We start from the raw sequence: 13,200 nt of genomic DNA, 5'->3' as shown, positions 1-13,200 counted from the left end.
TCACCAGCTGATTGTCGACGGTGTCCAGGCTCTCGCTGGTCTCCGTCAAAAACTCCCGCAACAGATCATCCATGGAATACGCCTTACCAACCTCGGACTCGCTGCCGGCTTCCCGGCCTTGTTCGCGACTGCCTAACGGCCGCTCGCGACCGGCATCTTTGCCAGGCGGAGGGTGTCGTGGTGACGCCTGACCGCCTTCTCACGATCGGACGCAATGCCCTCCCCTCGATCGTTAGACATCGCATTTCACGGCCGCGTTAATTTCGGCCTCCGTGCTAATACGGATATTGAAGACAACTTTGTCGTTTGGCGCTGCGCCGTGGCGGCTTGCGACAAAAACCGGACGCTGGCGTCGCGGCACGCTCCGCAAAAGAAAGCCTCGGCGGTGAAAGGCGCTATGCCGGCGCCGCGCGGATGAATCAAATCATCAGCTTCCGTCACCGCCCATTAGGTCGGTGATTGCTGTCCCGCTCGCGACGCGTGCGATGGGCATTTGAGGTAAACAGACCCTTACCCCATGATGGTTCGCGCAGGATCCGACGCGCCTACTCCCCCGTTGCGATTCAGCAATCGGCGTAGCTTCTCATTTCCGTCGCAAATGCGGCGAGGCGACCTGCTCACCAACGTGTAAATAGACCAATACACAACTTGCGTTGTATCGTGGATCAGCCGTGCAACAGCACCACGACACGCAGCGCGCGGCGTGACGACGAACCGCAGCGCCGGATTGATTTCGCATGACTGCAAGCGGTCGCCCAGCCAATCAATTGCTCAGGACGCTCGATGCAGCAGACTTCGCGCTGCTGGAGCCCCACCTCGCGACCGTCAAGCTGGTCAGGGAGATGCTTCTGGGCGTGGACGGCGCTCGGCCAAGGCAGGTCTACTTCCCGCTTCGCGGCGCGGTCTCGATGACGGTCAATCTCGCAGAGGGGCAGACGATCGAGGTGGCGATGCTGGGCCGCGACAGCGTCATCGGCAGCGGCGCAGCGCTGGCCGGCTCGGCCGCGCTGGCGGACGCGTTCGTGTTGTTTCCTGGCACGGCGGTCAGCTTGGACTGCACTGCATTTTGCGCTATCGCCAATCAAAGCTCGCGGTTCCGTCGCCTGATGGTCCGGCACGAACAGGCGCTGCTGGCCCACGCACAACAATCGGTGCTGTGCAACACGCTACACCCAGCCGAAGCGCGCCTTGCGCGTTGGCTGCTGCGCGCCCGCGACCTCTGCGACAGCGCGACCGTTCCACTGACACAGGAGTTGCTGGCGCAGATGATCGGCGTGCGACGCAACGCGATCTCGCTGGTGGCGCATTCGTTGCAGCGTGCCGGCATCATCCGCTACAGCCGCGGCCAGATCGAAATCACGGACTCCCATGCGTTGGAGGCAACATGCTGTGCGTGTTACGGCGCGGTGAAACATGTCTATGGACGGCTGCTGGTATCCGCTCCATGAGCCGGCAGGCTGCGTCGTGGTGACGCAATTACATGTGCATGCCGACGTGCACACAGGCTGCTCACGCCCCTGGGAACGCTATATGCCCAATTGCCAACATATCCCGGAAGGCACATGATGCGCGCCATAAACCCCGTGTGAGGATGGCGGATGCTTCGCCGGCTGGGAACGACGGGAGGCAGTTATGGAAACGATGGTGCGTCCATCCAATGGTTTCCTGTCTGCTTTGTCGGCGGATGATTATGAATTGATCCGCCCGCACTTGCGCATCACCGATCTGGCTCATGAGGCCGTGCTGGTGGAGACGGGCGAAATACTCAAGCGCGCCTACTTTCCGCATCGCGGCGTGATCTCATTGGTCGTGGAACTCACCAGGGGCGAGCATGTGCAGGTCGCGATGATCGGCCGCGACAGCCTGCTCGGAGCATTTTCAGCGATGGGCGATGCGAGCGCGCTGAACGGCGCGGTGGTACTGGTCGGCGGCACGGCCTCGGTGATGGACCTCGACCGGTTGCAGGCGGCGGCCGACCGGAGTTCCTCATTGCGGACGCTGCTGACGCGCCACGGGCTCGCGGTCTATGCGCAGGTCCAGCAGACCGCCGGCTGCAATGCCGCTCATCCCGTGGAGTCGCGGCTGTCACGGTGCCTGTTGCAGATCCACGACCTGTCGGGTGACGTCAGGCTACTGCTGACCCAGGAGAACCTGGCGCAGATGATCGGCGCACGGCGCAACAGCGTCTCGCTGGTCGCCAACACGCTGCAACATGCCAATTTCATCCACTACAGCCGCGGCCACATCCAGATCAACAATCTCGACGGGCTGCGCCAGACCGCGTGCGAATGCTACGCCAGGGTGAAGGCACAGTACGACCGGCTGCTTGGGCCGCGATGATCCGAAAGCCGCCACCAGGCATGAAATTTTACAGGGCGTAGACATTCAGCTGCTAGAACCGTCTCATGCGCGAAGCTGCTGCCCTGCTCTCTGCCGAATTCTCCCCTGCCGACGAGCCGGCACTCGACCCCGGCGCCTTCCAGGCGCTGGTGCGCGAGATCGGAGAGGACGGGGCCGGCGAAGTCCGCGCCGTGTTCCGGAGCGAGACCGATGCGCGCCTGAAGCTGCTCGGCGGTCTCGACCTTGCGCAGCAGCGCGCTCGGATCGAACGCGAAGCCCATTCGCTGAAGAGCGCGGCGCGCAGCTTCGGCTATCAGCGGCTCGCGGCGCTCGCCCAGCAGCTCGAACGAGACGCGGCTGCGCTCGACGACGAGGCCTACCGCAAGCTGGTGGACATGATGGCGAAAGCCTACGCCGCAGCACGCGAGGCAGACGCCTGATCCCTCGCGCAAAATCCCGCCGTACTTCTACGGCTTGGGATTTTCACACATGGCTAATCAACATTTGGCTAATCATAGGTGGCGATCGTCGCGCGAGACCAGGAGGGTTTCCATGTTCACCTATGAAACCGCGGACCAGAAGGAAGTCCGCCGCTTCCGCATCGCTCAGTTCAACGGCCGCATGGCGACGGTGAAGTCGGGCGAGGAGACGGTGACCGGCTTCGTGCGCTCCGTGCTGGAAAAGGAATCGAGCATCCCGCCGTGCTGGACCATCACGATCATCCCGAGCGCGCCGAAGGACGAGATGAAGCCGTTGCGTCCGAGCTCGCGCGTGCGTCCCTTCGCAGACGACTATTACTGACATTGGGCTGGCAGCCGGCCCGCCGCCTCCCGCCTCAATCGATCGAATGCAGCAGCGCTGCGCGGACCAGATCCGCGGTGTTGCGCGCCCCGAGCTTGCGCATGGCCTCCGCGCGATGGCTCTCGAAGGTGCGGGGGCTGATCTGCATGCGCAGCGCGCCCTGCTTGTTCGAATAGCCTTCGCTGATCAGCCGCAACACCTCGCGTTCGCGCCGGGTCAACCGCTTCGAGCCGTGCGAGCCGGAGGGTTCGCTGCTGGCCGGGCGCAGGGCGAGCGGCGCGCGGGCGGCCTTCGCTTCGGCGTCGTCGGTCCCTGACACTCCGTTCCGCGGCGCGCCGCCGAGCTGCTTGACCAGCGAGCAGACACGCTCGGTCTGCGCCAGTGCATTCTCGACCACGCGCTGCAAATAGGCCCGATCGGCGGACACCGGGGAAAGCTGGTCGCTGTGGTGCTTGATCTCGCCCATATAGAGGAGAAGGGCGGTCAGGGGGCCGTTGAGCTCGAGGGCGATCGCAGTGGCGGTCTCCTCGGAGGCCTTGGCGCGGGCGGCGTTCAACCGGGCGAGTTCGAGCTCTTCGTGCGGAGAACTGCTGCTTTCGTACCAAGCCGGCGATCGCGAATCAGCGATCGGATCATTCTGATGCCCCATGTGATTCGTTTAGCGGAACCCGGGCCGAATCGTGGTTAACTTTTCGTTCCGTAAGACTACGGTGATTTTGACAGTTTTGTGCTAGATCCCGGGCGATGGCGCAAGTCATGCTTGCCGAGACGGGCAGCGGGCCGCGCGTCGGTTGCAAAACCTGCCTAAATCTCAGGCATCTTCCGGACTCCGCTGTTAACGTCAGAGCGGCGGCGGACGGCCATGCCGTACGACTTTACCAATTAATTAACAGTGACTTGCTTTTCTGGGGCGCAGTTGAGAGCGCGCAAATGCCTCCACGCGACGAACCAGTCACGGTTCCGGAAAAGTTGCGGAAAATTGCGTGCCATGAGTCAGGTCGAACAGCTCTGGGAATTTTTGCAGCGGCTGACGCCGCTGTCGCGAAGCTGTCTGCTCAGCGAGCTCGAGCGGCTGGAGCTGTGCGGCATCGATATGCCGGGCTCGCCCGACATCCAGGCGAAGCTGCGCGCCGAATTCCGCAAGGACGGCTCGACCCAGGCGCGCGCCACCAATCCGTCGCGCTCCTTCTTCGCTCCGCTCGAGCCGCTCTTGATGGACGGGGCGCCCGAGCACGCGAATCTGGGACGGATCTCGCGCAACACGCTGACGCCGATCTGGGAGTGGATCTGCCGCGACCTGCTGCCGACCATGGCGCGCGACTACATCAAGGCGATCAACGACCAGGTCGCCGCCAATAACCCGAAGGACGTGCAGAAGACTGCGACCGCGTTCCAGATCAAGGTCATCAAGGTCCTCGAGAACACGCTCGCTTCGCCCGACGGCACCGAGCTTGCCCGCGCCAAGCTCGGGCAATACACCGCCTCGCGCTTCGCCTTCGACGACGTGACCAAGATGCTGCAAGTGCTGCGCGCGAACGCCGCGCTGGTGAAATTCAACGAGAAGCTGCCCGAGAATTTCTCGAAGTTCGACGATGGCCAGGTGGCGCAGATCACCGCACGCCTCGATGCCTTCAGGAAGGCCAATCCCGAGGCCCTGCCCTTTGCGCTGGCGCTGGTGGCGCGGCGGCTGAAGACGCCCTGGCAGCTGATCCGCCTCGCCACCAGGGCCGCGCCGACCAAAACCGCCGCCGACATCGCCGCCACGCCCTATGCCATTACGGTTCCGATGGTACTCGACCGGCTCGACGACAAGCGCCTCGCGCTCCGGGTCGCGCTCAAGCATAACAGGGTGCTGATCGCACGCGACCTGCTCGCCGAGATCTATGACACCGAACATGCGCTCAAGGTCCGCATCGACGAGATCGAGCCGTCCGAGTGGGGCATCCGCCTCCAGCAATTGATGGATGCAATCGCTTCCCTCGTGGCCGCCGAGGTCAGCCGCTTCCCGGCCAATGTCGGCCATATCCTCGGTTCGCGCCGCCTGCGCAGCCATGACTCGCTTGCGGGCAAGCTGACCTACCTGGCCTGGAAGGGGCGCGATGCCGTGCAGGACGGTGCGGCGGCGTTCCGGAAGCTGATCGGGCAGAGCTGAGCTTTTCGGCTAGTTCCGCGGCCCGCGCGGCAGGCTCAGGAAACGATCGATAAATCGTCCCGACAGCACGAACCAGAACCACCACGTCATCATACGCCGCATCGTCATCGCTGCGATCCTCACGCAGCCCATCACCGCATGACCGCATTCATAGCGCAGGTGCGGCAAGACGCATGTGAGGTACTTCACACTCGGCCGCCCGCTGAACCGGGTTCCTCCATAAGTCGAACCCGACGGAGGCAATCGTCTTGGAACCGTGACGGCGGCTCGGAAGTTTTTTCGCCAAAACAACCCCATGCACAGTAGGGGCTCGGGGCGGCCTCCAAGGAAAGGCTCCCGCCATGTCCCTCTCCCATGTCGATCCGGTCTCGCTGCCCGACAGCGAGCATCAGCTTCAACTGCGCCGCGCCGTGATCGCCTCTACCATCGGCACCGCCATCGAGTGGTACGATTTCTTCCTCTACTCGACGGTCACCGGCCTCGTTTTCGCAAAACTGTTCTTTCCGCATTCCGATCCGTGGGTTGGCACGCTCGAGGCCTTCGCGATTTATGCCGTCGGCTTCGTCGCCCGTCCCGTCGGCGCGGCCATCTTCGGCCATTATGGCGACCGCATCGGCCGTAAATCGACGCTGATCGCCACGCTGCTTCTGATGGGGCTCGCCACCTTCGCTGTGGCACTGGTCCCGACCTATGAGAGCATCGGGATCTGGGGCGCGGTCCTCCTGACCGTGCTGCGCTTCATCCAGGGCGTCGGCGTCGGTGGTGAATGGGGTGGTTCGGTGCTGATGTCGATGGAATGGGCACGCAACGATCACTCGCGCGGCCTCATCGCCTCTTGGCCGCAATTCGGCGTGCCCTGCGGACTGTTCCTGGCAAACCTCGCCGTGCTCTCCTTCAGCCAGATGTCCGGCGAGCAATTCTTGGCATGGGGCTGGCGCGTGCCCTTTGCGCTGAGCCTCATCCTGGTCGGCGTCGGCCTCTACATCCGGCTCGGCATTATGGAGACGCCGGTGTTTTCCAGGCTGGTCGCGGAGCAAAAGGTCGAGCGCACGCCGATGCTGCAGGTGATCAAGGAGCATCCGAAGGAGATTTTGCTGTCGGCCTTTGCCCGCATGGCCGAACAGGCGCCGTTCTACATCTTCACAGCCTTCATCTTTGCCTACGGCGTCAAGACGCTGAACGTGTCGCGCGACTTCCTGCTCACCGCGGTGCTTGCGGCCTCGGTGCTGTCCTTCGTCTCGATCCCGCTGTTCGGGCATGTGTCCGATCGCATCGGGCGCAAGAACATGTACATGATCGGCGCGGCCGTGACCGGCGTGTTCGGCTTCATCTATTTCCGCATGCTCGATACCGGATCGGAGCCGGTCATCTTCCTCGCCATCATATTGTCGCTGATCCCGCATGACATGATGTACGGGCCGCAAGCCGCGCTGATCGCTGAAAGCTTCACCGGACGCCTGCGCTACAGCGGCGCCTCGCTCGGCTATCAGCTCGCCTCCGTCATCGCCGGCGGTCCGGCGCCCCTGATCGCGACCTGGCTGTTCGGCACCTTCCAGTCGGCAACCGCGATCGCCGCCTATGTCGCGCTGTGCGCCGTGATCAGCCTGATCGCGACCGCGGCGATGACCGACTACACCGGCAAGAACATCTCAGGCGAATACCGAACGAGCTGACGCGACAACGGAAATGGCCCCGTCATCCCCGCGCGAGCGCGTAGCGCTCGTCGCTGGAGGTGCGAGCAATGCAGTGCATCTGCACTGCGTTGCGAGCCTCGAAGGGATGAACGGCCCCAATGCTGCAGCCGGGCCGTCGCCCTTCGAGGCCTCCGCTGCGCTCCGGCACCTCCAGCGACAATGGCTTCGCCATTGCGCGGGGGTGACGGTGATAGACCTGTGCACACGATCCGCTACGTGCGAGAGACGTATGCATCGCCGAGAGACGTATGCATCGCCTGGAAGGAAGGAATTTCATATGAGATCAGTGAGAACGACGTTGACGATGGCCGCATTGCTGGCCGGCGCAGTGGCGATCAAGTCCGCGGCCATTGCACAGACAGCGCCGCCATCGGGCAACGCCGCGCCGACCGCCGACAATGCCGTCATGCTCACGGTGTTCTTCAAGCACGACCAGTCGCGTCCGCTGAGCGAGCTGAATGCCCAGCTCGAGAGCCAAGGTTACTACAAATCCTTCCCGCCAGCGGGCGTCGAGGTGGTGAGCTGGTACGTGATGATGGGCATCGGCCAGGTGGTCACGCTGCGCCTGCCGGCCTCGCGGCTGCGCGAGGTCAATCGCATCATCGAGGACAGCGCGTGGGGACCCTATCGGACCGAATTCTATCCGACCTACGATTACAAGGCGGTTGGCATGGCGCGGCACGACAAGGCTGCCAGCAACTGATACCGGCGTTATCCTATGAGGCGACATCGCGCGCGGTGTCGCCTCTTCACTGGGTCAGGTGAGTTGCCGCTTCGCGGGCACGACACCGCGGATATCACAACGATTGCAGCACCGCATGCGCGAGACAAACGCGAGTGTGAAGATTTCTTCAACGGCATTCGTACAATTTTACATATGATGAGGGCTTTAACGTTACCCAAATAATTCAACAATGATGCTGAAGCTCTCCATATTTGGAGCCGCGCTCACCGTTATGAAGCTGTCACGGAACGGGAGTGCTGTGCGATGGACGAGGGGCTGGGCGAGCTCGCCGGACGGAAGACTGTAACCTTTGGACGGCGGAAAGTGACGCCACGCGCCTGCGTGGCCGACGGGAAGCGGCACTTGCGCGCATTCATGAGCGAGGTGCTGGAAGATCTCGGCTTCGTCACCAGCGAATGCGGCAATGCCGACGAGCTCCGGGGCTTGCTCGCCACCGAGTTGCCTGACCTCATCCTGCTCGGCATTGCCGTCGACGGCATCGAGCCCGGGCGATTTCTCGAGATCCTGGTGCGCGAGGAGTTTGGCGGCAAGGTCTTGGCCGTCGGCGCGCGCGAGTCGATCATCGTCAAGGCGGTGCAGCAGGTCGGCGAGGAATATGGCCTTGCCATGCTGCCGCCGCTGACGACCCCCTTTGCCGCCGAGACGCTGCGCGACCGCATCGCGATGCTGCTGCCGGACGAACCGGCGCCGAGCCCTGCCGTACATGTCGGCGAAGCCTTGCATGCCGGCTGGCTCGAACTCTGGTACCAGCCGAAGATCGACGCGCGCACCTTGATCCGCTGCGGCGCCGAGGCGCTGGTGCGGATGCGGCATCCGACCTGGGGCGTGGTGCCGCCGGCCTATTTCATTCCTGAGGAGCGCGATCCGCACTTTCGCGAATTGTCCGAGTTCGTGATCGAACGCGTCCTGCAGGACTGGCATTATCTCGTCGAGCGGCAGAGCCCGGTCGATCTCTCGATCAACCTGCCGGCCTCTTTCCTGCGCGAGGGACAGGCCGTGCGCGATCTCTGCCGGCGCATGCCCACGCATCCTGCTTTTGGCGGGCTGACGATCGAGATCGAAAGCGCCGAGGTGATCCGGGATCTCGACCTGCTGCTCGACGTTGCCTCGGAGGTGCGCTTTCACAACATCGGGCTCGCCATCGACAATGTCGGCACCAACTGGCCGGAGCTGATGGGTCTCGACCGGTTTCCCTTCGTCAAGCTCAAGGCCGACCGCCATTTCGTCACCGGCAGCAGCAACGATGCGCTGAAGCGCACCGTGTGCCGCCACATCGTCGAGCTCGCCCGCGACTACGGCGCGCGCAGCGTCGCCGAAGGCATCGAAAGCCGCGCCGACCTCGTCGCCGCCAACGAGATCGGCTTCGACCTCGTGCAAGGCTATCTGTTCGGCAAGCCGATGCCGCTGAAGAAATTTGCCAGGAGCGCACTGACGCGGACGGTGATGGGACAGGGGTGAGGCTGCGGCCTCACGCCAACCGCCGCGCGAAGGCGACGCAGACGACCACGCGCGCGGTCGCCGCGTCGACCTCCCAGGGAAAGATCGTTCGCCTAGAGCATGTTCAAATAAGGTCTAGTTGCATCCGCAAAGTAAGTGCGCTCCCTCTCCCGCTTGCGGGGGAGGGCTGGGGTGGGGGTGTTTCCGCAATGGACACTCCCGATATGGAGAGAGCCCCCACCCGGCGCTTCGCGCCGACCTCCCCCGCAAGCGGGAGAGGCAGAGCGAGCCCGCGGCCAATCGATTCAACCAAAAGCATTCCGCTTCTAGCGACAGACCCATACGCCGTTGACCATCACGCGGGCGCAAGTTGGCGCCGCGACGGCGGCTCCAACCGTCGCTGCACCTACGGCCGCTCCACCGACCACGGCACGGCGCGTCGTTCGACGCGCGACGCCGGCGACGCTCACTGGCGTCGCGGGCCGCCCGACGCGGGCCTGCGCGCTCTGAATCGAGAATGAAAGTCCATCTCCTTCTGACCACTGCACAGAGCTTATCGCTGCACAGGCGATAACGGCGCCGGCAAACCACAGTCTCGTTCCGCATTGCATGACAGCCTCCCTTGTTGGTTCGACAGACCTACTTCGCGTCTCGCTTCTTGCTTGCTCGCCTCTGCGGGCCTCCGGACGGCGGACTCGCGGGGTCGCCTTCCTGGATACAAGTGAGGAGATCGACGTAGCTTTGAGCGAAGGCAATTGAAGTCGCCTCCTTTTCGCAGCGATCACGAACAGGACCGGCATTTGCCGACCAAAGAACATCCAGCTGCTGCTGAGCCTTCGTTTCATCGCTCATGCAGCTGTCGAAACTCTGCCCCAAGGCGATTCCATTCGCCTTGTCATCGGCCGCCGTGCCCTTGCAGAGCACCTCAACATTCAAATGGGGGACTCGATCGGAAACGGGCGTCACCAATTGGCCTCCGAGGAGTGCCGCCGACAACAGTGCGATCTTCATCTTGACCTCCCTCGGGTCCTGCTAAACCTTGATCCGCTCCTTCCACCGCTCCCGTTTGCCGGTCCTTTGCGGTCAGCTGCTCGCAACCTTCCTGACAGCCGGCGGAGACCAGGTGCCGTTGAGATAATCGAAGGCTCTTTCTCGTTGGGCCAATACATCCGCAGCATCAGAATGAACTTGCCGGCGGGTGCGGGCAGCCAGTTCGACTCCAAATTCAGTTGACTATGCATGCCAGCAACGATCGACGGATCACTTTCAGTCGTTCGAAAGGATCCGATTACTGCCTCACCCCGCCGCAGCAGCGAGACGTGCGGGGTAGTACTCTTTATGCGAATGCAGTGCTCATCATCGCAAAGGCAGCAACAGCAACGATGGGGACGTACGATGCATCGCCCCCGGTATTCGGCAACTCATGCAAGCAGCCACGACGTGCCAGAGCAGGCGTTGATCCAGATCAACGTTGGTGATCGCGTCGCAATGGCACCAGATGGCGGTGACCCGCATGAAGATCGCGCTGACGCGGACGGAGACGGTACGGGGGTAAGGCGACGGCCTCAGGCAAACCGCCGCGCAAACGCGACGCAGACGACCACGAGCGCGGTAGCTGCGATCATCGTCCACGCCACTGGCTCGTGCAGGACGAGGCCAGCCAGCGCGAGGCCGAAGAACGGCTGAAACTGTTGCAACTGACTGATGCTGGCGGTGCCGCCGAGAGCGAGGCCGCGGTACCAGAACACGAAGCCGACGAACATGCTGAAGACGGAGACATAGGCAAGGCCGATCCAGGCCGGCGCGCCGATGTTGTCCCATGTTGGAGGCAACGACATGATTGCGACCGGCAGCATCAGCGGAAGGGCGAGAATGAGCGCCCATGAGATGACCTGCCAGCCGCCGAGCCGGCGTGACAGCGTCGCGCCTTCGGCGTAGCCGAGGCCGCAGAGCAGGATCGCGGCGACCATCAGCAGATCGCCGCTGAGTGAGCCCGCGCCGCCGCCCGACAGTGCAAAACCCGCAACCGTCGCGCTGCCGAGGATCGAGAACAGCCAGAACGGCAATCGCGGCCGCTCGCCGCCGCGCAGCACGGCGGAGACGGCGGTTGCAAGCGGCAACAGACCGATGAAGACGATCGAACGTGCCGAGGTGATGTGCAGAAGCGCCAGCGCCGTCAGCAGCGGGAAGCCGACCACGACGCCCAGCGAGACGATGGCGAGCGAGGCAAGGTCTTTTCGCGCGGGTCTCTGTTGATGAAGCAGGGCAAGCAGCGCCGCTCCCAACAGCGCGGCGATCACCGCGCGCGCCGAGGTCAGGAAGGTTGCGGAAAAGCCGCCGACCGCGACGCGCGTCGCCGGCAGCGAGCCACTGAAAATGACGACGCCCAGAAGTCCGTTGCCCCATCCGTTGCCGGCCGATTGCATGTCGCCTCGCTTTCCCGTGGTCGACCTTGGCCTTTTGAGGGTGGCAGAACCAGCGACAATCCCATACAATCTGGTCAAACTGTATTGGTATGGAAGCCCATACACTTGGACGAGCTGATGCAAACCAGAGGCCGCGGCGGGGCGCGCACCCTAGAGGTGATGAGCGCCATCCGCGCCAAGGTCGCGGGCCGCGCGCTTGTCCCGGGCGATCGCCTGCCCTCGATCCGCAAGCTGGCCACGAGCATGGGCGTTTCGCCCTCCACCGTGGTGGAAGCCTATGATCGCCTCGCAGCGGAAGGCGTGATCCGTGCCCGTCGTGGCTCCGGCTTCTACGTCTCCGCGACAACAATGCCACCGCTGGCGCTCACCGATGTCGAGCCGCGCCGCGACCGCGCCGTCGATCCGTTCTGGGTGTCACGGCAATCGCTCGATGCCGATTCGGCCACGCTCAAGCCCGGCTGTGGCTGGCTGCCGGCGGACTGGATGCCGGAGGCGGCCTTGCGCCGTGCTTTTCGCGCGATCGCCCGTAGCGATGACAGCGTGCTCACGGACTATGGCTCTACGCGCGGCTCGATCGCAGTGCGCCGGTATCTGCTGGCCCGCTTTGCCGAGGACGGCATCGAGGCCTCGATCGACCAGCTCGTGCTCACGGGCTCGGGCACGCAAGCGACCGACCTCGTCTGCCGCTTCCTGCTGCGGCCCGGTGACACGGTGCTGGTCGATGATCCCTGCTACTTCAATTTTCGCGCACTGCTGCGCGCGCATCAGGTGAAGATCATGGGCGTGCCCTACACGGCGTCGGGCCCCGACGTCGCTCGATTCGAGGCGATCCTCGCCGCGGAGCGGCCGCGCCTCTACATCACCAATTCCGCGCTCCACAATCCGACCGGCGCGACGCTGTCGCTGCAAACCGCGCATCGCGTCTTGAGCGCCGCCGCTGCACATGATGTGACGATCATCGAGGACGATATCTTTGCCGATTTCGAATCCGAGCGGTCGCCGCGCCTTGCCGCCCTCGACGGACTCACCAACGTCATTCGTATCGGCAGCTTTTCCAAGACGCTCTCCGCCTCGGTACGTTGCGGCTATATCGCAGCAAAGCCCGACTGGATCGAGCATCTCGTCGACCTCCAGGTCGCAACCAGCTTTGGCGGTCCGAGCCCGGTTGCGACCGAGGTGATCGCGAAGGTGCTCGCGGGCGGCAGCTACCGCAAGCACATGGATGAGCTCAGGCAAAAGCTGTTACGCACCCGGCGCGAGGTGGCGCGCAAGCTCGCGGCGCTGGGCCTCGAGCCGTGGCTGATGCCGAGCGGCGGATTTTTTCTCTGGTGCCGCCTGCCCGACGGACTGGATTCGACGGAAATCGCCCACGCAGCGCTTGCCGAAGACGTCGTGCTTGCGCCGGGGAATGTCTTCAGCGTGTCGGAGACGGCCAGTGCCTTCCTGCGTTTCAATGTGGCTCAGTCGACGGAGCCGCGAATCTGGGACGTGCTGCGCCGCGCGTTGAGCGCGAAGAGACGTCATTAGAGCATGATCCGGAAAAGTGTGGAGCGGTTTTCCGAAAAGATCATGTTCAAACAACAACCTAAAGCGCGATGACGATTC

The 13,200-nt window shown here is 63.6% G+C and carries 13 protein-coding genes; 9 read left to right on the top strand and 4 right to left on the bottom strand.

From position 1 onward, the window contains the following. The first annotated feature begins 737 nt into the window (after positions 1 to 737). The 4 genes from SO156_RS22490 (at position 738) to SO156_RS22475 (ending at position 3,141) form a co-directional block, all read left to right on the top strand. Positions 738 to 1,448 (top strand): Crp/Fnr family transcriptional regulator, encoded by a 711-nt coding sequence (locus SO156_RS22490; RefSeq protein WP_498536264.1) that lies wholly within the window; start codon positions 738 to 740, stop codon positions 1,446 to 1,448. A 184-nt stretch (positions 1,449 to 1,632) separates the two neighbouring features. Continuing rightward, on the top strand, positions 1,633 to 2,340 hold the full coding sequence (locus SO156_RS22485; RefSeq protein WP_458148278.1) for a Crp/Fnr family transcriptional regulator: 708 nt from the start codon (positions 1,633 to 1,635) through the stop codon (positions 2,338 to 2,340). A gap of 65 nt (positions 2,341 to 2,405) precedes the next feature. Continuing rightward, positions 2,406 to 2,780 carry an Hpt domain-containing protein gene (locus tag SO156_RS22480; RefSeq protein ID WP_458148277.1) on the top strand — a complete coding sequence of 125 codons (375 nt, stop codon included), beginning with the start codon at positions 2,406 to 2,408 and terminating at the stop codon, positions 2,778 to 2,780. 112 nt (positions 2,781 to 2,892) lie between these two features. Continuing rightward, positions 2,893 to 3,141 carry a hypothetical protein gene (locus tag SO156_RS22475; RefSeq protein ID WP_458148276.1) on the top strand — a complete coding sequence of 83 codons (249 nt, stop codon included), beginning with the start codon at positions 2,893 to 2,895 and terminating at the stop codon, positions 3,139 to 3,141. A gap of 34 nt (positions 3,142 to 3,175) precedes the next feature. On the opposite strand, the gene SO156_RS22470 is transcribed toward SO156_RS22475, so the two are convergent. Continuing rightward, positions 3,176 to 3,790, bottom strand: coding sequence for a LuxR C-terminal-related transcriptional regulator (locus SO156_RS22470; RefSeq protein ID WP_458148275.1), 615 nt, complete (start codon positions 3,788 to 3,790; stop codon positions 3,176 to 3,178). Positions 3,791 to 4,129: 339 nt separating this feature from the next. Here SO156_RS22470 and SO156_RS22465 point away from each other — a divergent pair, with 339 nt between their 5' ends. Next, complete coding sequence (locus SO156_RS22465) at positions 4,130 to 5,293, top strand: hypothetical protein (RefSeq protein WP_498536263.1); 1,164 nt, start codon at positions 4,130 to 4,132, stop codon at positions 5,291 to 5,293. 9 nt (positions 5,294 to 5,302) lie between these two features. Here SO156_RS22465 and SO156_RS22460 read toward each other — a convergent pair whose 3' ends face one another. Further along, the gene (locus tag SO156_RS22460; protein WP_458148273.1) at positions 5,303 to 5,482 is read right to left on the bottom strand and encodes a hypothetical protein; all 180 of its coding nucleotides are present in this window, start codon (positions 5,480 to 5,482) and stop codon (positions 5,303 to 5,305) included. Between the two features lie 152 nt (positions 5,483 to 5,634). On the opposite strand from SO156_RS22460, the gene SO156_RS22455 reads away from it, so the two are divergent. The 3 genes from SO156_RS22455 to SO156_RS22445 all read left to right on the top strand — a co-directional run bounded on the left by SO156_RS22455 (position 5,635) and on the right by SO156_RS22445 (position 9,190). Then, positions 5,635 to 6,966 carry an MFS transporter gene (locus SO156_RS22455; RefSeq protein ID WP_498536262.1) on the top strand — a complete coding sequence of 444 codons (1,332 nt, stop codon included), beginning with the start codon at positions 5,635 to 5,637 and terminating at the stop codon, positions 6,964 to 6,966. A 298-nt stretch (positions 6,967 to 7,264) separates the two neighbouring features. Next, the gene (locus tag SO156_RS22450) at positions 7,265 to 7,690 is read left to right on the top strand and encodes a hypothetical protein (RefSeq protein ID WP_498536261.1); all 426 of its coding nucleotides are present in this window, start codon (positions 7,265 to 7,267) and stop codon (positions 7,688 to 7,690) included. Between the two features lie 285 nt (positions 7,691 to 7,975). Beyond that, a complete protein-coding gene (locus SO156_RS22445) occupies positions 7,976 to 9,190 on the top strand; it encodes an EAL domain-containing response regulator (RefSeq protein WP_458148270.1) in 1,215 nt (404 codons plus the stop codon). Between the two features lie 618 nt (positions 9,191 to 9,808). On the opposite strand, the gene SO156_RS22440 is transcribed toward SO156_RS22445, so the two are convergent. Then, positions 9,809 to 10,180, bottom strand: coding sequence for a hypothetical protein (locus SO156_RS22440; protein ID WP_498536260.1), 372 nt, complete (start codon positions 10,178 to 10,180; stop codon positions 9,809 to 9,811). Positions 10,181 to 10,734: 554 nt separating this feature from the next. Beyond that, on the bottom strand, positions 10,735 to 11,595 hold the full coding sequence (locus SO156_RS22435) for a DMT family transporter (protein ID WP_498536259.1): 861 nt from the start codon (positions 11,593 to 11,595) through the stop codon (positions 10,735 to 10,737). A gap of 117 nt (positions 11,596 to 11,712) precedes the next feature. Between SO156_RS22435 and SO156_RS22430 the strand changes: the two genes are divergently transcribed. Beyond that, positions 11,713 to 13,122 carry an aminotransferase-like domain-containing protein gene (locus SO156_RS22430; protein WP_498536258.1) on the top strand — a complete coding sequence of 470 codons (1,410 nt, stop codon included), beginning with the start codon at positions 11,713 to 11,715 and terminating at the stop codon, positions 13,120 to 13,122. The last annotated feature ends 78 nt before the right edge of the window (positions 13,123 to 13,200 follow it).

The sequence above is a fragment of the Bradyrhizobium sp. UFLA05-125 genome (assembly GCF_059803515.1).
The sequence above is the reverse complement of the archived record's forward strand: the minus strand, read 5'-3'. Positions and strand labels throughout refer to the sequence as shown.

Coding starts and splice junctions, on each gene's coding strand:
- SO156_RS22445 (WP_458148270.1), top strand. CDS start 7,976: ATGGACGAGGGGCTGGGCGAGCTCGCCGGACGGAAGACTGTAACCTTT.
- SO156_RS22480 (WP_458148277.1), top strand. CDS start 2,406: ATGCGCGAAGCTGCTGCCCTGCTCTCTGCCGAATTCTCCCCTGCCGAC.
- SO156_RS22435 (WP_498536259.1), bottom strand. CDS start 11,595: ATGCAATCGGCCGGCAACGGATGGGGCAACGGACTTCTGGGCGTCGTC.
- SO156_RS22455 (WP_498536262.1), top strand. CDS start 5,635: ATGTCCCTCTCCCATGTCGATCCGGTCTCGCTGCCCGACAGCGAGCAT.
- SO156_RS22430 (WP_498536258.1), top strand. CDS start 11,713: ATGCAAACCAGAGGCCGCGGCGGGGCGCGCACCCTAGAGGTGATGAGC.
- SO156_RS22440 (WP_498536260.1), bottom strand. CDS start 10,180: ATGAAGATCGCACTGTTGTCGGCGGCACTCCTCGGAGGCCAATTGGTG.
- SO156_RS22450 (WP_498536261.1), top strand. CDS start 7,265: ATGAGATCAGTGAGAACGACGTTGACGATGGCCGCATTGCTGGCCGGC.
- SO156_RS22470 (WP_458148275.1), bottom strand. CDS start 3,790: ATGGGGCATCAGAATGATCCGATCGCTGATTCGCGATCGCCGGCTTGG.
- SO156_RS22465 (WP_498536263.1), top strand. CDS start 4,130: ATGAGTCAGGTCGAACAGCTCTGGGAATTTTTGCAGCGGCTGACGCCG.
- SO156_RS22475 (WP_458148276.1), top strand. CDS start 2,893: ATGTTCACCTATGAAACCGCGGACCAGAAGGAAGTCCGCCGCTTCCGC.
- SO156_RS22485 (WP_458148278.1), top strand. CDS start 1,633: ATGGAAACGATGGTGCGTCCATCCAATGGTTTCCTGTCTGCTTTGTCG.
- SO156_RS22490 (WP_498536264.1), top strand. CDS start 738: ATGACTGCAAGCGGTCGCCCAGCCAATCAATTGCTCAGGACGCTCGAT.